General features: G+C 73.7%; 28 protein-coding genes. 16 read left to right on the top strand and 12 right to left on the bottom strand.

What is annotated here, in order from left to right:
* Positions 1-7 precede the first annotated feature (7 nt).
* The 4 genes from AC4H2H_RS16240 to AC4H2H_RS16225 form a co-directional block, all read right to left on the bottom strand.
* A complete protein-coding gene (locus AC4H2H_RS16240; RefSeq protein ID WP_494371859.1) occupies positions 8-571 on the bottom strand; it encodes an RNA polymerase sigma factor in 564 nt (187 codons plus the stop codon).
* A gap of 134 nt (positions 572-705) precedes the next feature.
* Positions 706-894, bottom strand: coding sequence for a hypothetical protein (locus tag AC4H2H_RS16235; protein WP_494371858.1), 189 nt, complete (start codon positions 892-894; stop codon positions 706-708).
* An 89-nt stretch (positions 895-983) separates the two neighbouring features.
* The gene (locus AC4H2H_RS16230; RefSeq protein ID WP_494371857.1) at positions 984-1,190 is read right to left on the bottom strand and encodes a hypothetical protein; all 207 of its coding nucleotides are present in this window, start codon (positions 1,188-1,190) and stop codon (positions 984-986) included.
* A gap of 171 nt (positions 1,191-1,361) precedes the next feature.
* Positions 1,362-2,108: an alpha/beta fold hydrolase gene (locus AC4H2H_RS16225; RefSeq protein WP_494371856.1), complete on the bottom strand. Its 747-nt coding sequence runs from the start codon at positions 2,106-2,108 to the stop codon at positions 1,362-1,364.
* A gap of 50 nt (positions 2,109-2,158) precedes the next feature.
* Between AC4H2H_RS16225 and AC4H2H_RS16220 the strand changes: the two genes are divergently transcribed.
* The gene (locus tag AC4H2H_RS16220) at positions 2,159-3,007 is read left to right on the top strand and encodes a helix-turn-helix transcriptional regulator (RefSeq protein WP_494371855.1); all 849 of its coding nucleotides are present in this window, start codon (positions 2,159-2,161) and stop codon (positions 3,005-3,007) included.
* A gap of 27 nt (positions 3,008-3,034) precedes the next feature.
* Here the strand turns inward: AC4H2H_RS16220 and AC4H2H_RS16215 are convergent, their stop codons facing one another.
* The gene (locus AC4H2H_RS16215) at positions 3,035-3,400 is read right to left on the bottom strand and encodes a VOC family protein (RefSeq protein WP_494371854.1); all 366 of its coding nucleotides are present in this window, start codon (positions 3,398-3,400) and stop codon (positions 3,035-3,037) included.
* Positions 3,401-3,558: 158 nt separating this feature from the next.
* On the opposite strand from AC4H2H_RS16215, the gene AC4H2H_RS16210 reads away from it, so the two are divergent.
* The 3 genes from AC4H2H_RS16210 to AC4H2H_RS16200 all read left to right on the top strand — a co-directional run bounded on the left by AC4H2H_RS16210 (position 3,559) and on the right by AC4H2H_RS16200 (position 5,599).
* Positions 3,559-4,635: a chymotrypsin family serine protease gene (locus tag AC4H2H_RS16210; protein WP_494371853.1), complete on the top strand. Its 1,077-nt coding sequence runs from the start codon at positions 3,559-3,561 to the stop codon at positions 4,633-4,635.
* Positions 4,636-4,769: 134 nt separating this feature from the next.
* Positions 4,770-5,030, top strand: coding sequence for a hypothetical protein (locus AC4H2H_RS16205; RefSeq protein ID WP_494371852.1), 261 nt, complete (start codon positions 4,770-4,772; stop codon positions 5,028-5,030).
* A gap of 89 nt (positions 5,031-5,119) precedes the next feature.
* Complete coding sequence (locus tag AC4H2H_RS16200) at positions 5,120-5,599, top strand: YfbM family protein (RefSeq protein ID WP_494371851.1); 480 nt, start codon at positions 5,120-5,122, stop codon at positions 5,597-5,599.
* A 223-nt stretch (positions 5,600-5,822) separates the two neighbouring features.
* Here the strand turns inward: AC4H2H_RS16200 and AC4H2H_RS16195 are convergent, their stop codons facing one another.
* Positions 5,823-6,356: a hypothetical protein gene (locus tag AC4H2H_RS16195; RefSeq protein ID WP_494371850.1), complete on the bottom strand. Its 534-nt coding sequence runs from the start codon at positions 6,354-6,356 to the stop codon at positions 5,823-5,825.
* A 101-nt stretch (positions 6,357-6,457) separates the two neighbouring features.
* On the opposite strand from AC4H2H_RS16195, the gene AC4H2H_RS16190 reads away from it, so the two are divergent.
* A complete protein-coding gene (locus AC4H2H_RS16190; RefSeq protein ID WP_494371849.1) occupies positions 6,458-8,686 on the top strand; it encodes a thioredoxin-like domain-containing protein in 2,229 nt (742 codons plus the stop codon).
* Between the two features lie 154 nt (positions 8,687-8,840).
* On the opposite strand, the gene AC4H2H_RS16185 is transcribed toward AC4H2H_RS16190, so the two are convergent.
* The 4 genes from AC4H2H_RS16185 to AC4H2H_RS16170 form a co-directional block, all read right to left on the bottom strand.
* Positions 8,841-9,305 (bottom strand): PTS sugar transporter subunit IIA, encoded by a 465-nt coding sequence (locus tag AC4H2H_RS16185; protein ID WP_494371848.1) that lies wholly within the window; start codon positions 9,303-9,305, stop codon positions 8,841-8,843.
* A 117-nt stretch (positions 9,306-9,422) separates the two neighbouring features.
* Entirely contained in the window at positions 9,423-9,692 is a 270-nt protein-coding gene (locus AC4H2H_RS16180) for an HPr family phosphocarrier protein (RefSeq protein ID WP_494371847.1), read from the bottom strand.
* Between the two features lie 73 nt (positions 9,693-9,765).
* Positions 9,766-12,558 carry a pyruvate, phosphate dikinase gene (gene ppdK / locus AC4H2H_RS16175; protein WP_494371846.1) on the bottom strand — a complete coding sequence of 931 codons (2,793 nt, stop codon included), beginning with the start codon at positions 12,556-12,558 and terminating at the stop codon, positions 9,766-9,768.
* The gene (locus AC4H2H_RS16170) at positions 12,555-13,538 is read right to left on the bottom strand and encodes a pyruvate, water dikinase regulatory protein (RefSeq protein ID WP_494371845.1); all 984 of its coding nucleotides are present in this window, start codon (positions 13,536-13,538) and stop codon (positions 12,555-12,557) included. The genes ppdK and AC4H2H_RS16170 overlap by 4 nt, the downstream gene beginning before the upstream one ends.
* A 312-nt stretch (positions 13,539-13,850) precedes the next feature.
* Here AC4H2H_RS16170 and AC4H2H_RS16165 point away from each other — a divergent pair, with 312 nt between their 5' ends.
* The 6 genes from AC4H2H_RS16165 to AC4H2H_RS16140 all read left to right on the top strand — a co-directional run bounded on the left by AC4H2H_RS16165 (position 13,851) and on the right by AC4H2H_RS16140 (position 20,058).
* Positions 13,851-14,363: a hypothetical protein gene (locus AC4H2H_RS16165; protein ID WP_494371844.1), complete on the top strand. Its 513-nt coding sequence runs from the start codon at positions 13,851-13,853 to the stop codon at positions 14,361-14,363.
* Between the two features lie 119 nt (positions 14,364-14,482).
* Positions 14,483-14,782: a lactococcin 972 family bacteriocin gene (locus AC4H2H_RS16160; protein WP_494371843.1), complete on the top strand. Its 300-nt coding sequence runs from the start codon at positions 14,483-14,485 to the stop codon at positions 14,780-14,782.
* An 80-nt stretch (positions 14,783-14,862) separates the two neighbouring features.
* Positions 14,863-16,941 (top strand): bacteriocin-associated integral membrane family protein, encoded by a 2,079-nt coding sequence (locus AC4H2H_RS16155; RefSeq protein ID WP_494371842.1) that lies wholly within the window; start codon positions 14,863-14,865, stop codon positions 16,939-16,941.
* Between the two features lie 38 nt (positions 16,942-16,979).
* Positions 16,980-17,612 carry an ABC transporter ATP-binding protein gene (locus tag AC4H2H_RS16150; RefSeq protein ID WP_494371841.1) on the top strand — a complete coding sequence of 211 codons (633 nt, stop codon included), beginning with the start codon at positions 16,980-16,982 and terminating at the stop codon, positions 17,610-17,612.
* Positions 17,613-17,703: 91 nt separating this feature from the next.
* Entirely contained in the window at positions 17,704-18,627 is a 924-nt protein-coding gene (locus AC4H2H_RS16145; RefSeq protein WP_494371840.1) for a sugar phosphate isomerase/epimerase family protein, read from the top strand.
* Positions 18,628-18,681: 54 nt separating this feature from the next.
* Complete coding sequence (locus AC4H2H_RS16140; RefSeq protein ID WP_494371839.1) at positions 18,682-20,058, top strand: MFS transporter; 1,377 nt, start codon at positions 18,682-18,684, stop codon at positions 20,056-20,058.
* Between the two features lie 11 nt (positions 20,059-20,069).
* Here AC4H2H_RS16140 and AC4H2H_RS16135 read toward each other — a convergent pair whose 3' ends face one another.
* A complete protein-coding gene (locus tag AC4H2H_RS16135; RefSeq protein ID WP_494371838.1) occupies positions 20,070-20,468 on the bottom strand; it encodes a winged helix-turn-helix transcriptional regulator in 399 nt (132 codons plus the stop codon).
* A gap of 191 nt (positions 20,469-20,659) precedes the next feature.
* Between AC4H2H_RS16135 and AC4H2H_RS16130 the strand changes: the two genes are divergently transcribed.
* From AC4H2H_RS16130 to AC4H2H_RS16115, 4 genes are all read left to right on the top strand, one after another.
* Complete coding sequence (locus AC4H2H_RS16130) at positions 20,660-21,643, top strand: NAD(P)-dependent oxidoreductase (protein WP_494371837.1); 984 nt, start codon at positions 20,660-20,662, stop codon at positions 21,641-21,643.
* A complete protein-coding gene (locus AC4H2H_RS16125; RefSeq protein WP_494371836.1) occupies positions 21,640-22,533 on the top strand; it encodes an NAD(P)-dependent oxidoreductase in 894 nt (297 codons plus the stop codon). Before AC4H2H_RS16130 ends, AC4H2H_RS16125 begins: the two co-directional genes overlap by 4 nt.
* Positions 22,534-22,623: 90 nt before the next feature.
* Entirely contained in the window at positions 22,624-23,289 is a 666-nt protein-coding gene (locus AC4H2H_RS16120) for a pentapeptide repeat-containing protein (protein WP_494371835.1), read from the top strand.
* Positions 23,289-23,633: a carbohydrate kinase family protein gene (locus tag AC4H2H_RS16115; RefSeq protein ID WP_494371834.1), complete on the top strand. Its 345-nt coding sequence runs from the start codon at positions 23,289-23,291 to the stop codon at positions 23,631-23,633. The genes AC4H2H_RS16120 and AC4H2H_RS16115 overlap by 1 nt, the downstream gene beginning before the upstream one ends.
* Positions 23,634-23,669: 36 nt before the next feature.
* On the opposite strand, the gene AC4H2H_RS16110 is transcribed toward AC4H2H_RS16115, so the two are convergent.
* Complete coding sequence (locus tag AC4H2H_RS16110) at positions 23,670-24,755, bottom strand: ABC transporter permease (RefSeq protein ID WP_494371833.1); 1,086 nt, start codon at positions 24,753-24,755, stop codon at positions 23,670-23,672.
* A 92-nt stretch (positions 24,756-24,847) separates the two neighbouring features.
* On the opposite strand from AC4H2H_RS16110, the gene AC4H2H_RS16105 reads away from it, so the two are divergent.
* Positions 24,848-25,441, top strand: coding sequence for a TetR/AcrR family transcriptional regulator (locus tag AC4H2H_RS16105; RefSeq protein ID WP_494371832.1), 594 nt, complete (start codon positions 24,848-24,850; stop codon positions 25,439-25,441).
* Positions 25,442-25,522: the final 81 nt, after the last annotated feature.

Below are 25,522 nucleotides of genomic sequence, written 5' to 3'. Positions count from 1 at the left end.
CGGCGAGTCAGGGGTGGCGGCGGAGCTGGGCGAGGCCGCGGCGCGCGTGGCTCTTCACCGTGCCGAGGGGCAGGCCCGTCTCGGCCGCGACCTGGACGTGGGTCCGGTCGTGCGCGTACACGAGGCGCACCACGCGGCGACGCTCCGGTGCCAGACGGCGGAGCTCGCCCTCCAGGTCGACGCGTGCGGCGACGTCGTCGGCCGGGTCGGGGACCGCCGTCGGGACGCGGCGACGCGACGCGGCCTCGCGCCGTCGGGCCTCGCGCTCGCGCGCCGCGAGCACGTCCGCCGTGACGTGGCGGGCGATGCCGAGCAACCAGACCGGCAGGTCGCCGCGGCGGGGATCGAACCGGTCGCGCGCTCGCCACGCGGCGAGGAAGACGAGCTGCGTGGCGTCCTCGACGTCGAGCCGGTCACCCAGGCGCCGTGACACGACCGCGCGGACGAGCGGCACCCAGCGGTCGTAGGCGGTCGTGAGGTCGAACGCGTCGGGCGCACGCTCGCCCACCTCCGCACCCGGGGGGCTCGAGCCCTGCGCGGTGCGGGGGACACGTCCTCTGGCCTCGGCCATCGCGTCACCGGTCCTCGTCCTCCTCCCAGTGTCCGACGCCGGGGCGCAGACCGCGAGGTCACGGCACCTCGGGGACCGGTGCCGGGAGGACAGGAGGGCCGTGGCGACACGGCCTGGCCGTCGTCAGGGAGCCGTCAGCGGTGGACCGGTCGGCGCTGCTGGACGTGCCGGTCGTGGACGGCCTTGCCGAGCTCGAAGATCGAGCCGACGAGGATCCCGGCGATGATGAGTCCGCCGAAGATCAGGAACCACTCCGACATGCCGTTGCTGAGCCCTTGCACCCCGATGTTCCCGCCGGAGCCGGCGAGGATCGACGCGACCATGGCGACCTCCTCCCGAGGGGACGCACGTCCCCTCTCGTCCGGGGTTCGCCGGCACGGCCGCGGACGGATGCACCCCGACCGCGCGGGCGTCAGGCGAGGGTCGAGGGCGTCGGCGTGATCGCCGCGTGCCAGCGCCGCACGAGGCGACAGTCGGCCGCCCCGCGTGCTGCGTCCCAGGCGCTCCGCTGGGTCGACTCGCGGTGCTCGAGCAGGGCGGCGCGGTCGTTCTCGAGCGCCCACAGCAGGGCGGCTCGCACGTCGCGGCGGGCGGGGGCGGAGGGCAGTGTGTCGTGCATGGTCCGTCTCGTCGTCGGCGGGCGTCCGGCGGCCTGGTGACCGCTTCCACCCGACAAGACGGCACAAGTCGCCATCTGTGACGCCGGTTCGGTGACATTTTTCCGGAGACGGTGTGACGACGGCCGCACGGTCGGTCGACCGTGCGGCCGCACGTGTGGCCGGGCCTCCGGTCAGGCCACGGCGGCGACGATCGCCTCCGCGAGCTCGCGCGGACGCGAGAACATCGGCCAGTGCCCGGTCGGGACGTCGACGTAGGTCAGGTCGGCGATCTCGCCGAGCTCGGTGTTCAGCGGCGGCCCGGGGTGCGCGAGCTCGGCGAGCACGGCCGACGGGATCGACGAGCAGATCGCGGTCGCCGGGATGTTCAGGCGCTCCGGGTTCGACACGCGCACCGGCCCGCGGGCGACGCTGCCCGGCGTCGGCACGGCCCGCTCGCGGAACCGCGCGAGGGCCGCCTCGTCGAGCCCGTCGAGGCTCGAGCCCTCGGCGCCGAGCTCCTCCCACGACGGCAGCGGGAGCTCGACGGCGTCGGCCGGGAGGTCCGGGGCCAGCGCTGCGCCGTCGACCAACGGGCCCGTGTCGACGTAGACGAGGCGTGCGATCCGGGCCGGGTCGCGGTCGGCGGCCTGCTGCACGACCGGCCCGCCGCCGCTGTGCCCGACGAGCACGACGCGCCCCTCGAGCCCGTCGACGAGCCGTGCGACGGCGTCGACGTGGTCGTCGCGCGTGACGCCGGCGCGGTCCTCCGCCGCGGAGCCGGGCTCCAACCCGGGGAGGGTCACCGCGTGGGGGACGAGGCCGGCGGCCTCGAGGTGGGGGACGACGTCGTCCCACGCCCAGCCGCCCAGCCAGAAGCCGGGGACGAGGACGATGTGGGTGGGGCTCTCGGACTGCTCGGCGCTCTGGTTCGTGGTCATGACACCACCCTGCCAGCGGGTCGGTGACACCTGTCTGTCACCATTGTCGGATGAATCGTACCGAGCGGCTGTACGCCGTCGCGGAGGAGCTGCGCCGCGCGGGCCGCACGGGGACGACCGGCCCGCGGCTCGCGGCCGCGCTCGAGGTGAGCGAGCGCACGATCAAGCGCGACGTCGCGGCGCTGCAGCAGGCCGGCCTGACGATCTGGGCGCAGGCCGGCCCGGGCGGCGGGTACGTGCTCGACCCGAGCGCGTCGCTGCCGCCGGTCAACTTCACGCCCGGGCAGGCGGTCGCCGTCGCGGTCGCGCTCGCGACGCTCCCGCAGGGCAGCCCGTTCGCCGTCGACGCGCTCGCCGCGCGGGGGAAGGTCTGGGACGCGCTCGGCGCCGGCGACCGCGCGCGCGCCGAGGCGCTCGCGGCGCGTGTGTGGGTCCGCCACGTGCCGTCGCCCGACCCGGCGTCCGGCACCACCGCTCACCCCGCCTCCGACCCCGCGTCCGACGGGTCGGTCTCTGCCGGCCACGCCGGGTACGCCGGGACCGTGGGCGACGACGCCGGGCCGGGGGGTGGGGACGTCGTCGGACGGGCGCGTACCCACCTGGGCGTCCTGCGCGCCGTCGAGCAGTCCCTCACGGGTGTGCGCGTGCTGGCGATCCGGTACCGCGACGGCCGGGGCAACGTCTCGACGCGCCGGGTCGAGCCGGTGCTGCTCGCCCACACCGACGGCCGGTGGTACCTCGTCGCGTGGTGCCGTACACGCGAGGCGATCCGCTGGTTCCGGCTCTCGCGCGTCGAGCGCGCCGACCTCACCGCCGAGTCGTACGACCCCCGACCCATCGAGGACGTCGGGGAGCCGCCCGAGGGCGCGACGGCGGTCTACCGCCCCGACCCGGTGTGACCGGGTGCCCACGGTGCTGCGTGACGGTCAGTCCTCACGCAGGACGCAGAACTCGTTGCCCTCGACGTCTGCCAGCACGACGAACGTGTCCTGCGCGGACTGCCCCACGTCGACCCGGCGGGCGCCGAGCGTCTCGAGCCGGGCGACGTCGTCGTCCTGGTCCGACGACGAGAAGTCGAGGTGGACTCGGTTCTTCGCCGTCTTGCCCTCGGGCACCCGCTGGAAGACGAGGCTCGGCGGACCGAGCGTCGTCTCGCCGTCGCGCGGGAAGAGGACGGCCTCGCCGTGCGGGCCGGTGTCGCGACCGGTCCAGCCGAGCGCGTGCTGCCAGAAGTCGGCGACGACCGTGGGGTCGGCGCAGTCGAACACAGGACCGCTGAACGTCAGTGCCATGGCGCCAGTGTGACGTGCGCCACCGACACGGGCCACGCGGTCGTCGTGTCGGGCCGGCCCGGCGTGGTGTCGTGCGGGCGTGGGTGGCTGCCGTCAGACTCTCTCCGCAGGACGCGGGCGGTGGACGGCCACCCGTCGGGCGAGGGGACGGTGCACCGATGGACCAGCAGAAGGCGCGGGAGATCAAGTCGCAGCTCGCGGACTACGCGCGCGAGCTCGCGGAGCGGTCCGGCGCGGGGATCGAGCCGCAGGACGTACCGGACGCGGCCGAGGTCGTGCGCGCACCCACCCTCGCGATCGGGCTCGCCCCGCGCGACGACGGCGGGTACGCCATCGCGGTCCGTTACCGGCTGGGCGTCCCGGCCGCGCGCAGCATCGCGCGCAAGGTCGCGTCCGAGGCGGGCGACACCGTCGACGTGCGGCGCACGGGGCGCATCCGGCCCCTCGCGGCGCCGGCGAAGGATGACTCTCTGTCAGGCTCGTCGGACCGCCCGAGCGTCCGACCCCCGGTCGTCACGGCCTACGCCACCGGGGAGACCGGCCGCGTCCGACCCCTGCGCCCCGGGGTGTCCGTCGCGCACGTCGACGTCACCGCCGGGACGCTCGGCGCCTTCGTCCGCGTGGCCGAGCCGCCCGTCGAGGGCGCCGACGAGGGATCGGTGTACGCGCTCTCGAACTGGCACGTGCTCGCGGGGTCGCCGTCCGCTCGGGTGGGGGACGTCGTCGTGCAGCCCGGCCCCGCCGACGGCGGCGCCGCGCCCGACGACCGTGTCGGCACCCTCGGCGCGCTCGTCCCGCTCGAGGCCGGGGTCACGCAGACCGCGGACGCGGCCCTCGCCCTGCTCGACGACCCGACCGTGGACGCCCAGTACCCCGTCGGACGCATCACGGAGACGGCGGTCGCCGTGGGTGGCGAGTCGGTCGGCAAGTCCGGCCGCACCACGGGCGTCACGGCCGGTCGGGTCACGGCGATCGAGCTCGACGACGTCGTCGTCGGGTACGGCGGAGGCCTCGGCGCGCTGCGCTTCGACGACCAGATCGAGGTCGAGTCCACCGGCGACGGCCCGTTCTCGCGCGGCGGCGACTCCGGCTCGCTCGTGTACCGCGAGGATGGCGTCGCGCTCGCGCTGCTGTTCGCGGGGTCGGAGACGGGCGGCACGAACGGCACCGGGCTCACGTACTGCAACCCTATCGACACGGTGCTGGAACGGCTGGGCGCGACCCTCCTCGGCTGAGCCCCCGCGCCCCCCGTGAGTGCATGAAATAGTCGCGTCAGAGCGCCCCGGACGCGACTATTTCATGCACTCACGGGGGTGGGGTGTCTGTTGCTGCCGGTCGGGCGCACAATGGGTGCGGGAGGTGGTTCGCCGTGGCGACCCTCGAACGAGCACGCGAAGCCAAAGCGACGCTGCGCCAGCAGGTCGCGAGCCTCGACGGGGTGACGGGCGTCGGCATCGCGCGCGCCGACGTCACGGGCGTCCCGGTCCGCGGAGCCAGTCGTCAGGACGTCGCCGACGACTGGCTGCTGCGCGTCAACGTGACGTCGGACGACGTCGACGTCCCCGACACCGTGGAGGGTGTCGACGTGGAGGTCCGGGTCGTGGGGAGCGTCACCGCGTCGCGGGCGTGAGTCGACAGGCGCGCACCAGGACGGCCAGTGTTCCGGGAGCAGAGCAGGCCAGCCTCGCCGTGTCACCGCCAGCCGGTACGTTTCCGGCCATGAGCATGAACGGCGAGTATCTGCGCCTCCAGCCCGACGAGCTGGCTCGTGCGCTCGCCGAGCCCGAGTGGATCGAGGAGCATGTCGACTCGGCTCTCGAAAGCGAGCACGACTCCCGGCACCTGGAGACGCACAAGGCCTGGGACGCCATTCGCTTCCTGCTGGACAGGGCAGGGTTTCCGGTCGACATCGTGCACGGCGAGGTGGACCTCGGCGATGAGGACTGGGGCTACGGTCCGCCACGGTACGTGCAGCCCGAGCGCGTGCGCCTCGCTGCCCGGACGCTCGCGGCTCTCACCTTCGACGACCTGGCCCGCGATGTCACGCCCGCCGACCTTCATGAGGCGAACCTCTATCCCGTCGAGGTATGGGGGGATCCCGATGCGCTCGAGTTCGCCCGCGGGTGGTTCGAGCCGCTCCGGCCGTTCTTCGAGCAAGCGGCAGCTGCGGGCGACGCCGTCCTCGTGTGGCTCGACTGACGCGAGACCCGGACCGATCAACGTCCTTGGCCACCCGTCCCCACAGATGGATCGTGCGCGAAAGGCATCACGCGTCGAGCCGTGGGGTGGAAGCCAAGCTGCGCCCCGGAGCATTGCATCTCGTCATGGCCGGTGCCTAGACTGTGAACGCTCGCCACACTAGTGACGAGAAGTGAACCCGAGACCCGTCCGGAATGGTCGTGGCGCTCGGGTTTCGCGCGTTCTAGACGACGACGATGTCACGCACGACGGGTTCGCAACGTCGACGCCAGTCCCCGCCCTTCGCCCACGCCCACGCGATCGCGTCGGGTACCGCGAGCAGGGGCATCACGGAAGCGCTGGCGTGCTGGTAGGACAGCTCGTCCCTGATGCCGACCGCGGTCGCCTCCCGGTAGAGAACGCGCCGATCCCGGTCCTCGATCGACTCGTCCCGCTCCAGGCACAACCGGTCGTGCCCGAGTCGCGCGATGTCGTGCACGAGACGGACCAGACACTGCTCGCGCCGCTCCCACTCCGTGCGGTACGTCCGCCCTGCCTGATAGATGCGAACCTCGACGTCCTGCATCGCGGTGATGGTGGACAGCAACCGACGCTTGAGCGGGTCGGCCTCCTTCTTCATGTGGAGCCGCGGCTGGCCACGGTGGTACAGCGCGCGGAGGTCCTTCGTAGCCCGTGCGACGTCTCCGGGCACGAACGCGGCCGCCACCAACAGATAGTCGCGAGCCTTCGACTCGTCGACGAAGACGTGGCCGCTCACCTCGTCGCTCTCCCCTCTGGCACGGCGCCCAGCCTAGACGTGGCGACCGACGCATCGGTCCTGGATGCGGCCCGGCAGTGTCGCCGCGTGACAATGGTCGGGTGACCACCGATCGACTGCCCCGTGTCCGTGCATCCGAGCTCGTCGGGCGCGGCTGGCTCAACACCGGCGGCACGGACGTCACTCTCGCCGACCTGCGCGGCAAGGTCGTGATCCTCGACTTCTGGACCTTCTGCTGCCTCAACTGCCTGCACGTCCTCGACGAGCTGCGCGAGCTCGAGGAGGCGCACCGCGACACGCTCGTCATCGTCGGCGTGCACTCGCCCAAGTTCGAGCACGAGGCGGACCCGGCGGCGCTCGCGGCGGCCGTCGAGCGGTACGAGGTGCACCACCCCGTCCTCGACGACCCCGAGCTCGTCACGTGGTCCGCGTACGCGGCGCGCGCCTGGCCGACGCTGGTCGTCATCGACCCCGAGGGGTACGTCGTCGCGCAGATGGCAGGGGAGGGTCACGCGTCCGCCATCGCCGCGATCGTCGAGGAGCTCGTCGCCGAGCACGAGGCCAAGGGCACGCTCCACCGGGGCGACGGACCGTACGTGCCGCCCGCGCCGTCGTCGGGCACGCTGCGGTTCCCCGCGAAGGCGATCGAGCTGCCGAACAGGAACCTGCTCGTCACCGATGCCGGCCACCACTCGCTCGCCGAGCTCCAGCCCGACGGCGAGACGCTCGTCCGACGCATCGGCTCCGGTGAGCGCGGGCTCGTCGACGGCGCGCCCGACGTCGCACGGTTCGCCGAGCCGAACGGGCTGTGCCTCGTCCCGGTCGAGCTGCGGCCGTGGCTGGGGTACGACGTGCTCGTCGCCGACACGGTGAACCATGCGCTGCGCGGCGTGCGGCTCGACGACGGTCTCGTGACGACGGTTGCCGGGAACGGGCAGCAGTACATGGTGGGGGCGGTCGACAACGTGCTGGTCGACTCCGGGTCGGCGTCCGTGGCTGGGTCGGTCGGGGGCGGTGGCGGCGGCGGGTCTACCATCCGGTCGCTCGTCCCTCGCGACCTCCCGCCAGACCCCCCACGACCCGCCGCCACCACCGCCCCCGACCTTCGCGAGGAGCCTCGCCCTGGTCAGTCCGACGCGTTCACGTCCTCGGTCTCCTTCTCGTTCGGCCAGGACACACCTGTCCCGGCGAGGGAGGTGACCGCGGCACGTCGCCAGAAGCTGTCGTCGCCGTGGGACGTCGCGTGGTCGCCGCGGCTCGCCGCGTTCGTCGTGGCGATGGCTGGCAACCACTCGCTGTGGGCGTTCGACGGTGAGCAGGGGTCGATCACGCTGCTCGCGGGGACGATGAACGAGGGGCTCGAGGACGGGCCGGGGGAGTCGGCGTGGTTCGCGCAGCCGTCCGGGCTGGCCGTAGCGGACGACGGCGGCCTGTGGCTCGCGGACGCGGAGACGTCGGCGCTCCGACGTGTGGTGCCGGTGAGCGGGGTCGGCGTCGAGGTGCGGACCGCCGTCGGGCAGGGGTTGTTCGACTTCGGGCACCGCGACGGGCCCGCGGAGCAGGCGCTCATGCAGCACCCGCTCGGGGTCGCGACGCTGCCCGACGGGAGCGTCGTCGTCGCGGACACGTACGACGGTGCGCTGCGGCGCTTCGTCCCGGCGGCGGGCGCTGAGGGGGCCGCGTCCGGGGACGTCGGGGACGATGCGGGCGGTGTCGGCGGGGCCACGCGGATCGGGGGCGAGATGACGACCCTGGCGACGGGGCTCGCGGAGCCGAGCGACGTCGTCGTGCAGGTGGGCGAGGGGCCGGACGGCGAGCCGCAGGTCCACCTGCTCGTCGTGGAGTCCGCGGCGCACCGGCTCACGCGCGTCGCGTTGCCCGCCTCGCTCGCTGGCGAGGTGCTCGACGGCGGCGCGCACCGCACGCAGCGGCCCGTCACCGAGATCGAGGCGGGGCCGCTCAGGCTCGACGTGCCCTTCGTCCCGGCGCCGGGGCAGAAGCTCGACGACCGCTTCGGGCCGTCGACGGAGCTGCGCGTGAGCGCGACACCGCCCGAGCTGCTGCTGTCGGGGGCGGGGACCGGTGTCGACCTGGGGCGCGACCTCGTCATCAACCCCGAGGTCCGTGAGGGCGTGCTGCACGTGACCGCGCGGGCGGCGTCGTGCGACGTCGTCCCGCTCGGCCCCGACGGCGAGCCCGACCCGGACGTGTTCCCCGCGTGCCACCTGGCGCAGCAGGACTGGGGCGTCCCGGTGCGCGTCGTCGACCGCGGAGAGCCGGGCGACGTCGAGGGCGCGGTTCCGGGGCTCACGCTCCCGCTGCGCGGATGAGGGCGGTCCGCCGCCGGGGTGCCGATCCCGGGATTCGGGTCACCGGCCTGCGCCGAACCCGGGCTTTCGGCACGGTGCGGCGCCGAACCTGGGGACATGGTCGGGTTCGGCACACGACCGGTCGGTAGCCCCGGGTTCGGCGGGGCAGGCAGCGTCAGCCCCAGGTGAGCAGCTCCTCGCCGCGTGATGCCCAGGTGCCGGTCTCGGCGAGGGCCGTCACGGCGTCGGGCACGGCCTCGAGAGCCACCACCGGGCACACCGCCGAACGACCTCCGGCCCGGACGGCCGCAGGGTCCCACGAGACGAGCACGGTCCCGCGCTCGACGTGGTCGCCCTGCGCGACGTGCGTCGTGAATCCCTCGCCGCCGAGCTGGACGGTGTTGATGCCGAGGTGGACGAGGACGGCGCGGCCGTCGTCGTGCTGGACGACGAACGCGTGGGGGTGCAGCTTGACGACCGTGCCCGTGATGGGCGCGACGGCCTCGCCGCCCTGCGCGTCGTCGGGCTCGACGGCGAGACCAGGACCGACGAGCCCGGCGGAGAACACCGGGTCGTCGACGTCGGCGACGTCGACGACCGTGCCCGTCACCGGCACGAGCACCGTGAGCGGCGCGGCCATCAGCGCACGCACTCTCGTGAACCGCCCATGCTCGCCGTCCTCGTCTCGCCCAGCGCTGGCACGTGCATCCTCCTCGGGCATTGTCCGCGTCGGCGGGTGGTCTCGCGACCGGTCGGGTCAGGCGGGCTCGGTCTGCTCGAGGAACCTCGCGAGCGTGTCGAGCGTCGCGTTCGCCTCGTCGTCGTCCGCGTCGGTCGAGAGCACGACCTCCTCGCCCGCTGCGACGTCGAGCGTCATCACACCGAGAATGCTTGTCGCCTCGACGGGATCGCCGCCCGGCCGGGCGATGCGCACCGGGGCCGGCTGGCTCGCGGCGGCCTTGACGAACAGGGCGGCAGGGCGGGCGTGGAGCCCTTCGGTGATCGCGACGACGACGGCGCGGTCCATGGCTTCCTCCAGCGATCGATGGTCCTGTCGTGTGCATGCTAGACACCCGCAGGGCCGGGACCGCATCACGGCGTCATGCGTCGCGGTCCCGGCGGTCGAGCGCGGACTGCGCCGCCGCGAGCCGCGCGATCGGCACGCGGTACGGCGAGCACGACACGTAGTCGAGGCCGATCTCGTCGAACACGGCGACGGACGCCGGGTCGCCACCGTGCTCGCCGCACACCCCCGTCGCGATGCCGGGACGGGTCCGCCGTCCTCGCTCGACCCCCGTCCGCACGAGCTCGCCCACCCCGTCGGCGTCGACGGTCGCGAACGGGTTCGCGCCGACGATCCCGGTGTCGAGGTACGCGGTGAGGAACGACCCCTCCGCGTCGTCGCGCGAGATGCCGAGCGTCGTCTGCGTGAGGTCGTTCGTGCCGAACGAGAAGAACTCCGCGTGCTCGGCGAGACGGTCTGCGACGAGCGCCGCGCGCGGCAGCTCGATCATCGTCCCGACGGCGTACGGCAGCCGTCCCGGAGCGCCGTCCCCGCTCGACGTGCCCCGCCGTCCCGCCGCGCCGTCGTCCGCACCTCCATCGGTGCGGACCTCCTCCACCATCGTCGCGTCGACCACCTCGCGCATCCGCCGCAGCTCCTCCGCGAACCCGACGAGCGGCACCATGATCTCGACGTGCGGGTCGTGGCCTGCGGCCCGGACCGCGAGCGCCGCGCGCGCGATCGCCCGCACCTGCATCGCGGCGATCTCGGGGTGCAGCAGCGCGAGCCGCACGCCGCGCGTGCCGAGCATGGGGTTCGCTTCGCTCAGCCGCCGCACCTGCGCGAGGAGGCGGCGCGCGCGGGCGAGCTGCGCCGTCGTCTCACCGCCGCCCGCCGCGGCCGCGAAGCCCTCGGCGACGGCGTCCGTCCCGTGCCCTGGGGCGGAGGGGTCTCCGACCTCGTCCTCCAGGCGCTGCACGAGCAGCGACTGCTCCACGAGGTCGGGCAGGAACTCGTGCAGCGGCGGGTCGAGGAGCCGGATGGTCACGGGCAGCCCGGACATCGCGGTGAGGATCTCCTCGAAGTCCGCCTGCTGCATCGGCAGCAGGCGGTCGAGCGCGGCGGCGCGGTCGGCGTCGGTCTCGGCGAGGATCATCTCGCGCACGACGGGCAGGCGGTCGGGCGCCATGAACATGTGCTCGGTGCGGCACAGGCCGATGCCCTCGGCGCCGAGCTCGCGCGCCTTCGCGGCGTCCTCGCCTGTGTCGGCGTTGGCGCGCACGCCGAGGCGCCGCACGTCGTCGGCCCAGCCGAGCACGGTGCGGAAGTCGTCGGTGACCTGCGGCGGGACGAGCGGGAGCGCGCCGACGTAGACCTCGCCGGTCGTGCCGTCGAGCGTCACGGTGTCGTCCTCGGTCAGCACGACGTCGCCCACCCGCACCTCGCGCGCCTGCGCGTCGATCCGCAGCTCGCCCGCCCCCGCGACGCACGGCTTGCCCATGCCGCGCGCCACGACGGCGGCGTGCGACGTCATGCCGCCGTGCGCGGTGAGCACGCCCTGCGCCGCGATGACGCCCGCGATGTCGTCGGGCGTCGTCTCCCACCGCACGAGCACGACGGCGTCGCCCGCCCGCCCGCGCTCGGCCGCGGTCTCGGCGTCGAGCACCACCCGCCCGACGGCGGCGCCCGGCGACGCGTTGAGCCCGCGCGTGAGCGGGGTCGCGCCGTGGCCGGGGTCGAGCGCCGGGTGCAGGAGCTGGTCGAGCTGCGCGGGGTCGAGCCGCCGCAGCGCGGCCTCGCGGTCGATGACGCCCTCGTCGACGAGCTCGCGCGCCACGCGCAGGGCCGCCTGCGCGGTCCGCTTCCCGGTGCGCGTCTGCAGGAGGTAGAGCGTGCCCTCGTCGACGGTGAACTCGATGTCCTGCATGTCGCCGTAGTGCTGCTCGAGGCGGTCCATCGTCGCGCGCAGCTCGCGGAAAGCGTCGGGCAGGACGGCCTCCATCTCGGCGAGCGGGCGGGGTGTGCGGGTCCCGGCGACGACGTCCTCGCCCTGCGCGTCCACGAGGAACTCGCCGTAGAGCTCCTTGGCGCCTGTGGCGGGGTTGCGCGTGAAGCACACGCCCGTCGCGGACGTGGGGCCCTTGTTGCCGAACACCATCTGCATGACGTTCACCGCCGTGCCGAGGTCGTCGGGGATGCCGTTCGCCTTCCGGTAGACCGCGGCGCGCGGGTTGCCCCACGAGGCGAACACGGCGTCCACGGACCTGCGGAGCTGCTCGCGCGGGTCGGTCGGCAGGTCCTCGCCGGTGTGCTGCCGGGCGACGGCGCGGAACGTCGCGACGAGCCCGCGGAGGTCGTCCGCGTCGAGGTCGGTGTCTTGCCCGACGCCGCGGCGCGCCTTGAGCGCGTCCAGCTCGTCCGCGAACGCGTGGGCCGGTACGCCCTCGACCACCTCGCCGTACATCTGGACGAACCGCCGGTAGGAGTCCCAGGCGAAGCGCGCGTTGCCGGACTCCGCCGCGAGCCCTTCGACGGACTCGTCCGAGATCCCGAGGTTGAGGATCGTGTCCATCATCCCGGGCATCGAGAACACCGCCCCGGAGCGGACCGACACGAGCAGCGGCCGCTCGCGCGCCCCGAGCCGGCGGCCCGTGCGCTCCTCCAGCGTGTCGAGGTGCGCGAGCACCTCTTCCCACAGGTCGACCGGCCACTCGCCGCCGCGCTGCATGGCCGCGACGCACGCCGCCGTCGTCACGGTGAACCCGTCCGGGACGGGCACGCCGATGCGCCGCATCTCCGCGACGCCCGCGCCCTTGCCGCCGAGCAGCGACCGCATGCCCGCGCGGCCTTCCGCCAGGTCGTACACGTACCGGTTCGTCCCGTCGGTCATGGCTCCTCCTCGGTCGTCGCGCCACGGTCTGCCCGACGGCGGTCCCCGGCCCTGGGCGACCCGCTCGCCACGGCGACGTGGCCGGGCGCGGGTGGGGCGCCGTCAGGAAGGTGCGGCGCGGGCGCGAGGGTCCGACGGCGCGCCGTGACGAGCTCGACGACGCGCCCCGCCGCCTCCTCGAGCGCGAGCGTCGTCGTGTCGAGGACCGGGCAACCGAGGCGGCGCTGCACCTGCGCGACCTCGTCGAGCTCCGCGTGGATGTGCGCGAGGTCGGCGTACCCGCCGAGCCCCCGTGCGCGGTCGGAAGGCCTCGACGCGGCGGCGCCCATCGCGTGCACCCGGCGCCGCCGGATCTCCAGCAGGCGCTCCGGGTCGATCGTCAGGCCGACGATCTTCCAGCGCTCCGCCTCGAACAGTTCGTCCGGCGGCGCGATCCCGGGTACGAGCGGGACGTTCGCCGTGCGGTAGCCGAGGTAGCCGAGGTACATGGACAGCGGGGTCTTGCCCGTGCGCGACGCCCCGACGAGCACCACCTGGGCCTCGTCGAGGCCGTCGGTGAGGTGGCCGTCGTCGTTCGCGACGGCGAACTCCATCGCGTGGATACGGTCGAAGTAGTCCGCGGCCAGACCGACCGGCTGCACGACCCGCGCCGGCTGCGCGCCGGTCCGCGCCGTGAACGCGTCGATCGCCGGGGCGAGCAGGTCCGCGCACGGCACGTCGAGCGCCGCGCACGCGTCGAGGACCTGGGCGCGCAGAGCCTCGTCGACGACCGTGCAGAACACCACGGCCCGGGCGGCCTCGGTGCGGACCTGCGCGACGACGTCGTCCACACCCTGCGGGGTGTGCAGCCGCGGGTGCCGCACGATGCGGACGTCGTGACCGGGGAACTGCGCCTGCGTGGCACGCGCGACGCGGGTCCCGGTGTCTCCCGTGGAGTCCGCGACCACATGGATCTCGATGACGCGCCCCGTCGCCGCCATGGCCCCAGGCTAGGCAGGCCGTGCGCCATGCACCACCAGCACCGGCGCCACGGGTCCGTTCCGTGTAGCCTCGGTCGCCGTCGGTGCACGTCACGACGGTCGACAGGGGGGTCGAGAGTGTCTTCGGACGGCAGGGGGCCGCGCGGATGCCAGGGAACGGCGATCACGATCAGCATCGACGACGGCGGAGCGCGTCGGTCGCCGACGGTCTCGGTCGACGCGCCCCTCGGCAGGACGCTCCACTTCCACGGCTGTGCCGACGGCTGCTGCCCGCGGCCCGACCTCTACGTCGAGGGCGTCGCGGGATCGGTCGTGGCGGACCGGGACGGGTGGCGCCTGTCCAACCGGAGCTCGGTGGTGCCGCTGCGCGTGTGGAACCTCGACGACGCCCGTGACCGGCTGCGGCTGCTCCCGGGGTGCACGGTGGCGCCGCCGTTCGACCTCGCCGGCATCGGGGGCGCGAGCGGCCAGGTCGTCACGGTCTTCGGGCCGGAGCAGGGTCCCGCCCAGGACACCCGGTGCGTAGGGCAGGTCCGCGAGTCGTGGGGGCTGGACCCTGGGAGCCGCCGCCACGCGGTGATGACCGCCCTCGTGGAGCAGCGGATGCGGGGCGACGACCGGCGCCCGCTGCCCACGGCCCGCGAGATCGGCGACCGGCTGGGCATCTCGCACCGGACCGTCCAGGAACATCTCGTGCAGCTCGCCGAGCAGCTGGGCGTACCCGACCCGGGGCACCGCCGTGCGGGCTGGATCCAGGAGGCGCTCGTCGAGTTCGCCCTCCTGCACCCGTACGTCCCGGCCCCCGGTTCCCGCGCCCCCTGGTAGCAGCCGCTGTCCTTGACGCGGACCCGTGCCGTACGGGTTGGACGATCGACGAGGCATGGGCAGCCTGGGTGACGTTGCGGCGCCGCGACACTGTCCAGCACTGTCTAGCAAGGGGAGACATGATGTTCGGAAAGTTCCGGAAGCCCGCGGTCGCGGTCGCGGTGGCCGCGGCCGTCGTCGCCGGGGGTGCGACGGCCGCCTACGCCACCGTCGAGTACGTGGGCGGCGGCAAGTGGGACCACGGCGTCGGTGGTGGGATCGTCTGGTCCTACTACCACCACGGCGCCAAGTGCCACGGCTCGTCCGTCCAGGGGGAGTGGTACGAGAAGCGCTACGCCGGCGCCGGCAGGTGGTCGTTCGCCGACGCGAACGACCGATGGCTGGTCGTCGACCGCGCGTGGTACGACACCTCGTGCTGATCTGAGCGGGTGGGGCAGGTTCGTTCGGCGGCCCGCCCCACCCGACCCGGTTCCCGTCACCCCGTCCTGGAACGAGTCTCATGCTGCCCCGCCTCGTCCGCCTCGCCTACGTGCTCGGCGTCATCCTCCCGACCGTCGTCGCGGTGCTGGTCTTCCTCGTCTTCGACGAGGTCGAGGGGGCCGGCGCCGAGTTCCAGATCGTGGTGCAGGACATCGCCACGGACGGGCGGGTGTCGGCCGCCGACCTCGCGCCGGCGCTCCAGGAGACGGCCACGTCGTCGGGGGCCGACATCGGGATGATCTCGTTCGACATGACCGACCCGGCGCACCGCAAGCACGTGTTCGTGGTCGTCGGGAGCGAGGACGGCGAGGTGGCGGGCCGGCTCGCCGACGGCTACCGGCACTTCTCCCCGCAGATCGTGGAGGACTACCGGCTGCTCGCCGACGTGGGTGACGTGGATCCGCGGGGGTACTACGTCGTGTGGGGTGACCGAGCGGACGCGGACGCCTTCCTCGCTGACATGGCACGCGCGGGACTCGTCGGAGAGGTCGCTCCCTTCCCTGGGCACGTCGACGACATCACGACGGACCCGGAGGTCTTTCTGGGGCCGGTGATCGGGGCTGCGGCGGCCGTCTCGCTGTTGGCCCTGATGGTCATGGTCGGCGGCGGTGTGGTGATGAGCGCACAGTCCTACGGGGTGCAGAGGCTCCAGGGGCGGTCCTTCGGCGTCGCAGCCCGGCGAGACCTGGCCGAGGCGGGAAAGGTCGTGGCGGTCACCCTGTGCGCGGTGGCTCTCGTGGGGAGCGCGGCACTGTGGTTCTCCAACCGTGGGGCGCGAGCGGGCGAGCTCCTCGCGGTGGTCCTGGTCGCCGTCGCCGTCTTCCTCGGGGCGGTCGTCGTGACGCACCTCGGCGCGGCCGGCCTGGCGTTCCGGGTGCCGATCCTGGCCGCGGTGAAGGGCCAGTTCTCGGCAGGGTGGGCGCTCGTCGGCATCCTGGGCGTACGGGTCGTGGGCGTGCTGCTCGCAGCGAGCGTCGCGTTCGCGACCGTACAGGGCGCCATGCAGGTGGCCGATCGGTCTGCGGAACAAGAACGGTGGTCGTCGGACCCCGACGCCGTCTATGTCCGGGTGTCGGGGCAGATGGGAGGCGACGACCCGGAGCTCGAGGCCCGCTACGGGGCGATGGCGCACGCCGCCGTGGATCGTGGCGAGGCCCTGCTGGTCGCCGACATCACGACGGATCTCGCCTACGGTGTCGGTGGCAGGGGGGCGCCGGCGCGGGCGGGTTCCACCCCGTGCCCGGTGCTGCTGGTGAACGCCGCCTACCTCGACCGTCAGCCGGTCCTCGATCGGTCCGGCGCTCGCATCGCGGACGTGGCGGACGACGTCGTGACGGTGCTCTCCCCGCCCGCCTGCCTGGGGTTCGCTCGTACGGACGTGCAGTCCTTCGTCGTGGACAGCCAGGACCCGGCGGTGGACCCGGCTGAGCTCGACTTCCGCGAGATAGCCGTCGACCAGGACCAGTTCCCGTACGGCACGCTGGGCGACGTGCGGGGCGCGGCGATGCTGCACGACGCGGTGCTGGTCGTCGTCCCGCCCGAGGTGGACGTGCTCTCCGACCTCTTCTACGGCGGATACCTCACGACGGGCAACGTCGTCTTCGACGACGCCGCGACGGCGGAGCGGTACGTGGCGGAGTTCGAGGTCTCCTCGATCGTCGGTGGGATCTGGTCCGCCCGGCAGCACTCCGCGGCACTCTTTGCGGAGGTGGTGTCGAACCTGCGGATCTCGCTGCTCAGCCTCGTCGTTTCCCTCGTGGTGCTGGTCGTGACGGCGGTGAGCGTGAGCGCCGTCCACGTCCGCCGGTCGGCGCAGCTCGTGTACGCCCGGTACATCTCCGGCTGGCCGGCCTGGCTCTCTCATCGTCAGGTGCTCCTCGTCGAGCTCGTGCTGGCGGCCGTGGTGATCGGGGCGGGAGCGGCGGCGGCGACCTCGTCCCAGGCCGTCCGGTTCCAGGCCGCGGTCTTCGAGGGGCAGACGGCGCAGTGGCGGGTCGGGATCGCGGTGGCCGTCGCTGTCCTCGCCGTCTGCTCTGTTCTCGTCGCTCTGCGGTGGGCCACCGCCCGCCTCATCGCCACCCGGTCCGCCGACTCCTGACCCGGACCCGAGAGGCCCTACGAGAAGAGGTACCCGCCATGTCGTCCGTCGTCGTCGAGGGCGTCGCCAAGTCCTTCGGCAGCCGTGTGCTGTTCGAGGACCGGTCTTTCGTGGTCGAGCCGGGTCGGATGACCGCGCTCACCGGACCGTCCGGGTCGGGGAAGTCGACCCTGCTCAACTGCGTGGGCCTGCTCGAGAAGCTCTCGGCAGGATCGATCACCGTGGACGGCCGGGACATCACCCGACTCCGGCCCGGCGCCGCCCGACGCTTCCGACGGGACTCGCTCGGCTATCTCTTCCAGAACTACGCCCTCGTGGAGAACGCCTCCGTGCGTGCCAACCTGGAGATCGCCCGCGCGCCGGGCCGTCGGGGCGACGCGGGTCTCGGCATCGACGAGGCGCTGAAGCGCGTCGGTCTCGACGGCATGGAGCAGGCACCCGTCTTCCAGCTCTCCGGCGGCGAGCAGCAGCGGGTCGCCCTGGCCCGCCTGCTCGTCAAGGCGCCGACGGTGGTCCTCGCGGACGAGCCGACCGGCGCGCTCGACCAGGACAACGCGGACATGGTGCTGGAGTCGCTGCGCGACCTCGCCGCCGAGGGCGCGGCGGTCCTCGTCGCGACGCACTCACGTCACGTCGTCGACTCCTGTTCCGACGAGATCCGCATCGGCTGACGCCGGGGGCGGGGCGCGTGGCACGGGACGGCCGGATGCGGACACGGCTCGCTGGGTGTGCGGTTCAGCCGACGGGTCTAGGGTGACCGACATGTCCGACGCGACCACGCGCGCGGCCTCCCCGGAGGCGCCGCGCATCCAGGTCACGCTCTCCACGGCGAGCGTGTACCCCCGCAAGGCTCCCTACGCGTTCCAGGCGGCCGCCGACCTCGGGTACGACGGAGTCGAGGTCATGGTGTGGTCCGACGAGATCACGCAGGACCCCGAGGCCCTCATCAAGCTCTCCGCCGACCACGGGATGCCGATCCGCAGCGTCCACGCACCGACGCTCCTCGTGAGCCAGCGCGTGTGGGGCCGGGCACCCGGACCCAAGCTGCGGCGCACGGTGGAGCTCGCGCAGGAGGTCGGGGCGAGCACCGTCGTCGTGCACCCGCCGTTCCGGTGGCAGTACCGGTACGCGCGCGAGTTCGAGGACCTCGTCGGCGAGCTCGACGAGACCGCGGGCGTGACCATCGCCGTCGAGAACATGTACCCGTGGCGCGGGCGCAAGCGCGAGATGCAGGCCTACCTCCCGGGCTGGGACCCGTCCGAGCACGGGTACGACCACGTGACGCTCGACCTGTCGCACGCCGCCGTCGCGCAGCAGGACGCGCTCGCGCTCCTCGACGTGTTCGACGGCCGGCTCGCGCACGTGCACCTCGCCGACGGGTCGTCGTCGATCACCGACGAGCACCTCGTGCCCGGGCGCGGCGACCAGCCGTGCGACCAGGTGCTCACCGAGCTCGTGCGGCGCGGCTGGGAGGGCGACGTCGTCGTCGAGATCTCGACGCGCCGGGCGCGTACCGCGGCCGAGCGGCGCGAGGACCTCGCCGCGTCGCTGTTCTTCGCGCGCACCTACCTCACGCCCGGGCCGCACCCCGACTACGAGCCGCCCCCGGGCCACCACCACCGGCACGCCGACGCGTGGGGCGAGGCCGGAGCGGTCGACGTGGAGGACGGCGAGGGGGCGGACTGACGCCGAGACCGCGTGGGCGGGCGCCCGGCGCCGGCTGACGTAGGCTCGGCGATCGTGGCTCGAGTCAACGGTCTCCTCGCGGACACGACGCCGCTGCGCACTTCCCCGGCGTTCCGCCGCCTGTGGTGGGGGCTGGGGATCTCCAACCTCGGCTCGCAGCTCACGGTCGTCGCCGTCGGGCTGCAGGTCTACGCGCTCACCGGCTCGTCGCTCGCCGTCGGCGTGCTCGGGATCTGCGCGCTCGTGCCGCTCGTCGTGCTCGGGCTGTACGGCGGCGCTCTCGTCGACGCGTACGACCGGCGCAAGGTCGCGCTCGCGGCGTCGACGGCGCTGTGGGTGATCACCGCGCTCATCGCGGTCCAGGCGTGGTTCCACCTCGACTCCGTGGGCGTGCTCTACGGGCTCGTCGCGCTGCAGTCCGCGGCGTTCGCCATCAACAACCCCGCGCGTACGGCGATCATCCCGCGCCTCGTCGAGCCCCGGCTCCTGCCGGCCGCGAACGCCCTGCAGACCCTCGCGTGGAACGTCGCGCTCACCGTCGGCCCGCTCGGCGGCGCGTTCCTCGTCGCGGTCTGGGGCTACCAGGTCGCGTACACGATCGACGCCGTGCTGTTCACCGCCGCCTTGTGGGCGGTCTGGCGCCTCCCGGACATCCCACCCCTGTCAGCACCACGCGATACCCCGGCGTCACGTGCTGCTGACTCGCCGAGGCCAGGCACCGCGAGGGGCCGACGACGCGGGGCCGGCCGGACGCTCGGGCGGCGGCGGGTCGCGGGGTGGCGGTCCGTCGTCGACGGCCTGCGCTATCTGACGACGCAGCCCAACGTGCGCACGACGTTCCTCGTCGACCTCGCCGCGATGGTGCTCGCGTCGCCGCGCGTGCTCCTGCCCGCGGCGGGCGTCGTGTTCCTCGGCGGCGGCGAGGCGACGACGGGCGTCCTCGCCGCGGCGTTCGCGATCGGGGCCGTGCTCGCCGGGGTGTTCTCGGGCGGCCTGTCGCGCGTGCGGTGGCAGGGCCGCGTCATCGTGTGGGCGATCACGGCCTACGGGGTCTCGATCGTGCTGTTCGGCCTCGTGCTCGTCGGTGTCGGCGCGACCAGCCCGACGACCGTGCTCGTGGGCGGCGTCGTCGCCGCGAGCGTCGCGCTGGCGCTCGCGGGCGCGTCCGACGCCGTGAGCGCGGTGTTCCGTCAGACCATCCTGCAGACCGCGACGCCCGACGACATGCGCGGCCGGCTGCAGGGAGTGTTCATCGTCGTCGTCGCGGGCGGCCCGCGGCTCGGCGAGCTCGTGCTCGGGACCCAGGCGACCTGGGTCGGCGAGGCGTGGGCGGCCGTCGCCGGGGGCGTCGCGTGCGTCGTCGTGCTCTGGCTCGTCGTCCGGGCGCAACGCAAGTTCTGGCGCTACGACGCCCTGCACCCCGAGCCGTAGCCCGGCAGCGCTCACGCGACGACGTCCGCGTCGAGCCGTTCGATGCGACCGCGCCCCCAGTCGCCGAGCGACTCGAGCGCCGTGTTGAGCGCGCTCCCGTGCTCGGTGAGCGAGTACTCGACGCGCGGCGGCACCTCGGGGAACACCTCGCGCACGAGCAGGCCGTCGGCCTCCATCTCGCGCAGCTGCTGCGCGAGCACCTTGTCGCTCACGCCCGGCAGGCCGCGCTTGAGCTCGGCGTACCGGCGCACGCCGTGGTCCTCGAGCTCCCAGAGGATCAGCGACTTCCACTTGCCGCTCACGACGTCCATCGCGGCGTCGAGACCGCACACGTAGGGGCCGCGGCGCGGGCCGCCGGGCGCACGCGCGACCTGCCGGGTCCCGCCGAGGGGAAGGGCCATCGTCGTCATCTCTCGCTCCTTCGTCGCTGAACTGGATGGTGCTCGACCGGGCCGGAGCGCTGACCTGCACGCTCACCTGTGGGTGAGAACCCCACATCGAAGTGCGTTCTTCCCGGGCGACGGTACGTCGGCGAGGGTGGACGGCGAGGGGGCGCCACGCCGTCGGGCGCCGCCCGAGCTCCCCACCGACCGGAGGAACGATGCCAGACCAGTCACCAGCCCCAGCACCCCCCGACACCGCGGTACCCGCAGCGCCGCCCGTGACGGTGCTCGGCCTCGGCGCGATGGGCAGCGCCCTCGCCGCCGCGACCGTCGCCGCGGGACACCCGACCGTCGTCTGGAACCGCACCCCGGGGAAGGCGGGTGCGCTCGTCGGTGCCGGCGCCCGGGAGGCGGCGTCGGTGCGCGACGCCGTCGCCGCGTCGCCCCTCGTCGTGGCCGTGATGCTCGACCGCGCGTCGGTGCACGAGAACCTCGACCCCGTCCTGGACGTGCTCGCCGGCCGGACGCTCGTCAACCTCGTCACGACGACGCCCGAGGAGTCTCGCGAGCTCGGCGCCTGGGCGAGCGCGCACGGGGTCACGTATCTCGACGGCGGGATCATGGCCGTCCCCTCGATGATCGGCGGCCCCGGCTCCGAGGTCCTGTACAGCGGGTCGCGCGCCGCGTTCGACGCCGCACGTCCCGTGCTCGACACGTGGGGCGAGAGCTCCTGGTTCGGCGAGGACCCCGGGCTCGCGCCGCTCTACGACCTCGCCCTCCTCGCGGGCATGTACACGATGTTCGCGGGCTTCTTCCACGGCGCCGCGATGGTCGGGACGGCCGGCGTGAGCGCGCGCGACTTCGCGCGACGGGCCGCGCCGTGGATCACCGCGATGACGTCGGAGCTCGCGGCCTTCGCCGACGTGATCGACCGGCGCGACTACGGCGGTCCCGGGCAGCAGAGCCTCGAGTTCTCGGACCTCTCCGACATGGTCCGCGCGTCCGAGGAGGCCGGGCTCGCGACGGACGTCGTCTCGGCCGTGCAGGCGCTGATCCGCCGCCAGGTCGACGCCGGGCACGGCGCCGACGGGTTCGCACGGATCGTCGAGAGCATCCGGGAGCCGCTGACCCAGAGCGTCACCGCCCAAGCCACCCCACAGCTCGAGGACACAGGGCTCGTTCACGCTGGAGGAAACCTGTGACCACACCCATCCCCGTCACCCTGATCGGTCTTGGCCCCATGGGCCAGGCCATGACCCGCACGCTGCTCGCCGCGGGACACCCCGTCACGCTGTGGAACCGCACGCCGTCCCGAGCCGACGCGCTCGTCGCCGAGGGCGCGGTCCTCGCCGGGTCGCCGGCCGAGGCCGTGGCGGCGAGCGACGTCGTCGTGCTGAGCCTGACGGACTACGCGGCGATGTACGACGTCCTCGGCCCGGCGACCGCCGCGCTGCGCGGACGGACGATCGTCAACCTCAGCTCCGACACTCCGGGGGCGACGCGCGTCGCCGCCCGGTGGGCCGCCGACCACGGCGCGACGCTCGTGACCGGTGGCGTCATGGTCCCGCCGCCGATGCTCGGGACGGCGGCCGCGTACGTCTACTTCTCCGGCCCGGAGCAGGCGTTCCGCGCGCAGGAGCCCGTGCTCGCGCTGCTCGGCACGCCGCACTACCTCGGGGAGGACCCGGGCATGGCGCAGCTCATGTACCAGGCGCAGCTCGACGTGTTTCTCACCGCGCTGTCCGGCGTCGCGCACGCGGCGGCGCTCGCGGAGGCTGCCGGCGTACCGCCGATGCAGTTCGTCCCCGAGGCGCTGCAGACGCTCGTCACCACGCCGGCGATGCTCGGGGGCGACTTTGTGGGCGTCGAGTTCGAGACCGGCGTCCACCCGGGCCACCTCAGCACCGCGACGATGATGGGCGCGACCGCCGCGCACATCGTCGGGGCGAGCGAGGAGCTGGGCGTCGACCCCGGGCTGCCGCGCGCGGTCCTGTCCCACTACGAGCGCGCCCTTGCGGCGGGGCACGGGCGGATCTTCGAGGTCATCAAGGCGCCGCGAGCGGCCGTCTCCGAGGCAGCCTCGGTCGAGTGACGCACTGTCGTCCGAGTGATGCACTCCAGAACGCATCACTCGGACGGAAGTGCGTCGCTCGCCGTCGGTGCCGCGCCCTAGGCTCGGGCCGTGCCCCCGAAGAAGCCGACGACAGAGCCTCCGGCGATCGACCCCGTCGTCCTCCACGACCTGCAACGTGGCGACGCCTACGACCTGGAGCCCGAGGCCGATCTCGAGGGCTTCGAGCTCCTCGACCTCCGGCTCGCCACACTCGACCTGCACGGTGCGACCGTGTTCTCGTCGCGGTTCGACGAGATCCGGGCCGACGAGGCGGACCTCGGCGCGGTGACCCTCACCGAGGTGCGGCTCGAACGGCTCGACGTCCCGGTGCTGCGCGGGACGCGCGGCCGGTGGCGCGACGTCGAGGTGCGTGGCGCCCGCATCGGGTCCGCCGAGCTCTACGAGTCGACGTGGAGCGGGGTCCGGTTCGTCGGCTGCAAGCTCGGCTTCGTCAACCTCCGTGGAGCGACGCTGCGCGACGTGGTGTTCGTCGACTGTACGATCGACGAGCTCGACCTGGTCTCCGCGGAGGCGCTGCGCGTCGCGTTCGAGGACACCCGGGTCCGGCGCCTCGACGTGCAGTCGTCACGGCTCCAGCACGTCGACCTGCGCGGCGCGGACCTGCACGAGCTGAGCGGCATCGAGTCGCTGCGCGGCACGACGATCGACGCGGCGCAGCTGAGCAGCCTCGCCGGGATGCTCGCGCAGAGCCTGGGCATCACGGTGACCGACTGATGGGCGCCGTCGGGACGGTCGAGGCGGGGACGCACGTGTTCCTCAGCAGCGACCGCCTGGACGACTGGCGCGGCTTCATGACCGCGCGTGTCGACGCGGGTGCTCGGCTCGCCGTGTGCACGCACGGATCGCGCGGCGCGGTCGCGCTCACCCCCGAGGGCGGCTTCGTCGAGGTCGCCGCACAGCGCGTGCCGCACGTCGTCGACACCAACGGCGCGGGCGACGGCTTCTTCGCGGGCTTCCTCGACGCCCACCTGGCCGGGGCGGGCGTCGAGGACGCGATGCATGCCGGCGCCCGGCACGCCGCGCTCGTCGTGCAGAGCCCGGACCTCGTCCCGGCCTGACGGCCCGCCCACCGTCGGGCCCAGGCCTGTGCTCGGTCAGCGCGCGGTGGCGACCGGCCGTGCGAGAGGAGCCCCGTCGTCGTCGGCCTCCCGGAGGGCGGCGGTGGTCGCCGCGCCGCGGTCGCGGAAGTGCCCGACGAGCGAGAGCACGAGGCCGAGGACGGCCCACCCGGTGAGCACGAGCCACGGGAAGGCGGTGTCGGCGGCCGGGAAGTACGACAGGTCGCGCAGGAGCGTCGCGGACGCCCCCGGCGGGAACCACTGCCCGACGGCGCCCCACGGGCTGAGGAGGAACTCGGCCGGGACCGCGGCGGCGGAGATCGGGTTCGCGACGAGGAGGAACAGCACCGGCCCGACCGCGATCCCCGGCCGGCCCAGCACCGCGACGGCCCCGACGATCGTCCCGCCGATGCCGAGCAGCGTCAGGCCGACGGCGGCCGAGTCGAGGAGGAAGGCGCCGTGCAGGCCGCCGAGCCAGTGCAGGATCCCCGCGATCGCCAGCCCGCCGACCACGGTGTACACGCCGAGCGCCGCGACCCGGCGCCCCACGCCGACGACGGCGATCGAGATCCCGATGCCGCCGAGCATCCCGCCGAGCACGAGGGGGAAGGACGCCGCCGCGAGGGTGCTCCCGCGGGGGTCGTCGGCGGACAGCGGGACGACGTCGGTCACGGCGACGGTCGGCACCGCCTCGGGCGGCGCACCCTGGGCGGAGGCCGCCGCATCGACCTGCGCCTGGATCGCGGGCTGCAGGCCGCCGAGCAGCTGCGCGACGGCGGGGCTGGCCGCCGACGCCGTGAGCACCTCGGGCTGCCGGCCGAGGACGATGGCGCCGTAGGCGTCGCGCGACTCGACGAGGTCGACGGCCGCGTCACGGTCTGCGACCGGCACGAGCTCGATCGTCCCGGGCGCCCGTTCGTCGAGCCCGGCCTGGACCTGGGCGACGATCGCGGGGTCGCCGGCCGCGGCCACGGGGAGGTCGCGAGGCTCGGCGGTGACCGACGGCCAGAGGAAGGCGAGGACGACGACGCTCACGAGGGCGACGAGCCCGAGCCCGAGCGCGACGACCCGTGGCCAGTGCGTGTGCGGGGTCGCACGAGGGACAGAGTGCTGGGCGTTCATGGGAAGCCTCTCTAAAACGAATGTTCGTTCTCTTAGCGTCGACCTCGAGAGGGCGTCTGTCAAGAACGAACGTTCGGTTTACGATGGTTGCCATGCCCAGGGTGAGCGAGGAGTACCGCGCGGAGCGGCGCGACCAGATCGCCGCCGCGGCGCTGCGAGCTTTCCGCCGCAAGGGATTCGCGGCGACGTCGATGGCCGACATCATCGCCGAGTCCGGGATGTCCGCCGGGGCGATCTACGGCTACTTCGACGGCAAGATGGCGATCGTCCACGAGGTTGCCGGCAGGATCCTCGGCGCCCGGTTCGAGGACATCGAGCGGCTCGCCGCGAATGACCCGCTCCCACCACCGACCGAGCTCGTCGGCGTGCTCGTGCGGGGCGTTCTCCGGGAGGTCGGCAGCACCGGGATCCTCGTGCAGATGTGGGGCGAGGCGGTCACCGACGCGCGCATCCGCGAGTTCGCCTCCGGTGTGCTCGGCCGTCTCCAGGCCGTCTTCGCCACCTACGTCGCGCGGTGGTACGAGCGCACCCACGGCCTCGACCCGGAAGCGGCCGCAGCGCTCGGCGCCGAGCAGGCGCCGCTGTTCATGGCGACCTGCCAGGGGTTCATCCTCCAGAGCGCCATGCTCGCCGACTTCGACGCCGACGCCTACCTCGACCGCGTCACGCGCCACCTCCCGCACTGACGACCCGCCGAGGTAGAGCCCTGGTCGGCCGAGGTAGAGGCGTGGTTCTTCTGGTCGGACGGCGGTCGGTCACCTTGGGTG

The sequence above is a fragment of the Cellulosimicrobium sp. BMG9.22 genome, assembly GCF_059159975.1.
Note: the sequence above shows the minus strand (reverse complement) of the source record. Positions and strands in the feature narration are given on the sequence as shown.

What these genes read in the sequence shown, in the direction of transcription:
- AC4H2H_RS16240 (WP_494371859.1), bottom strand. Translation starts at nt 571, where the DNA reads ATGGCCGAGGCCAGAGGACGTGTCCCCCGCACCGCGCAGGGCTCGAGC.
- AC4H2H_RS16235 (WP_494371858.1), bottom strand. Translation starts at nt 894, where the DNA reads ATGGTCGCGTCGATCCTCGCCGGCTCCGGCGGGAACATCGGGGTGCAA.
- AC4H2H_RS16230 (WP_494371857.1), bottom strand. Translation starts at nt 1,190, where the DNA reads ATGCACGACACACTGCCCTCCGCCCCCGCCCGCCGCGACGTGCGAGCC.
- AC4H2H_RS16225 (WP_494371856.1), bottom strand. Translation starts at nt 2,108, where the DNA reads ATGACCACGAACCAGAGCGCCGAGCAGTCCGAGAGCCCCACCCACATC.
- AC4H2H_RS16220 (WP_494371855.1), top strand. Translation starts at nt 2,159, where the DNA reads ATGAATCGTACCGAGCGGCTGTACGCCGTCGCGGAGGAGCTGCGCCGC.
- AC4H2H_RS16215 (WP_494371854.1), bottom strand. Translation starts at nt 3,400, where the DNA reads ATGGCACTGACGTTCAGCGGTCCTGTGTTCGACTGCGCCGACCCCACG.
- AC4H2H_RS16210 (WP_494371853.1), top strand. Translation starts at nt 3,559, where the DNA reads ATGGACCAGCAGAAGGCGCGGGAGATCAAGTCGCAGCTCGCGGACTAC.
- AC4H2H_RS16200 (WP_494371851.1), top strand. Translation starts at nt 5,120, where the DNA reads ATGAGCATGAACGGCGAGTATCTGCGCCTCCAGCCCGACGAGCTGGCT.
- AC4H2H_RS16185 (WP_494371848.1), bottom strand. Translation starts at nt 9,305, where the DNA reads ATGGCCGCGCCGCTCACGGTGCTCGTGCCGGTGACGGGCACGGTCGTC.
- AC4H2H_RS16180 (WP_494371847.1), bottom strand. Translation starts at nt 9,692, where the DNA reads ATGGACCGCGCCGTCGTCGTCGCGATCACCGAAGGGCTCCACGCCCGC.
- ppdK (WP_494371846.1), bottom strand. Translation starts at nt 12,558, where the DNA reads ATGACCGACGGGACGAACCGGTACGTGTACGACCTGGCGGAAGGCCGC.
- AC4H2H_RS16170 (WP_494371845.1), bottom strand. Translation starts at nt 13,538, where the DNA reads ATGGCGGCGACGGGGCGCGTCATCGAGATCCATGTGGTCGCGGACTCC.
- AC4H2H_RS16160 (WP_494371843.1), top strand. Translation starts at nt 14,483, where the DNA reads ATGATGTTCGGAAAGTTCCGGAAGCCCGCGGTCGCGGTCGCGGTGGCC.
- AC4H2H_RS16155 (WP_494371842.1), top strand. Translation starts at nt 14,863, where the DNA reads ATGCTGCCCCGCCTCGTCCGCCTCGCCTACGTGCTCGGCGTCATCCTC.
- AC4H2H_RS16150 (WP_494371841.1), top strand. Translation starts at nt 16,980, where the DNA reads ATGTCGTCCGTCGTCGTCGAGGGCGTCGCCAAGTCCTTCGGCAGCCGT.
- AC4H2H_RS16145 (WP_494371840.1), top strand. Translation starts at nt 17,704, where the DNA reads ATGTCCGACGCGACCACGCGCGCGGCCTCCCCGGAGGCGCCGCGCATC.
- AC4H2H_RS16135 (WP_494371838.1), bottom strand. Translation starts at nt 20,468, where the DNA reads ATGACGACGATGGCCCTTCCCCTCGGCGGGACCCGGCAGGTCGCGCGT.
- AC4H2H_RS16130 (WP_494371837.1), top strand. Translation starts at nt 20,660, where the DNA reads ATGCCAGACCAGTCACCAGCCCCAGCACCCCCCGACACCGCGGTACCC.
- AC4H2H_RS16115 (WP_494371834.1), top strand. Translation starts at nt 23,289, where the DNA reads ATGGGCGCCGTCGGGACGGTCGAGGCGGGGACGCACGTGTTCCTCAGC.
- AC4H2H_RS16110 (WP_494371833.1), bottom strand. Translation starts at nt 24,755, where the DNA reads ATGAACGCCCAGCACTCTGTCCCTCGTGCGACCCCGCACACGCACTGG.
- AC4H2H_RS16105 (WP_494371832.1), top strand. Translation starts at nt 24,848, where the DNA reads ATGCCCAGGGTGAGCGAGGAGTACCGCGCGGAGCGGCGCGACCAGATC.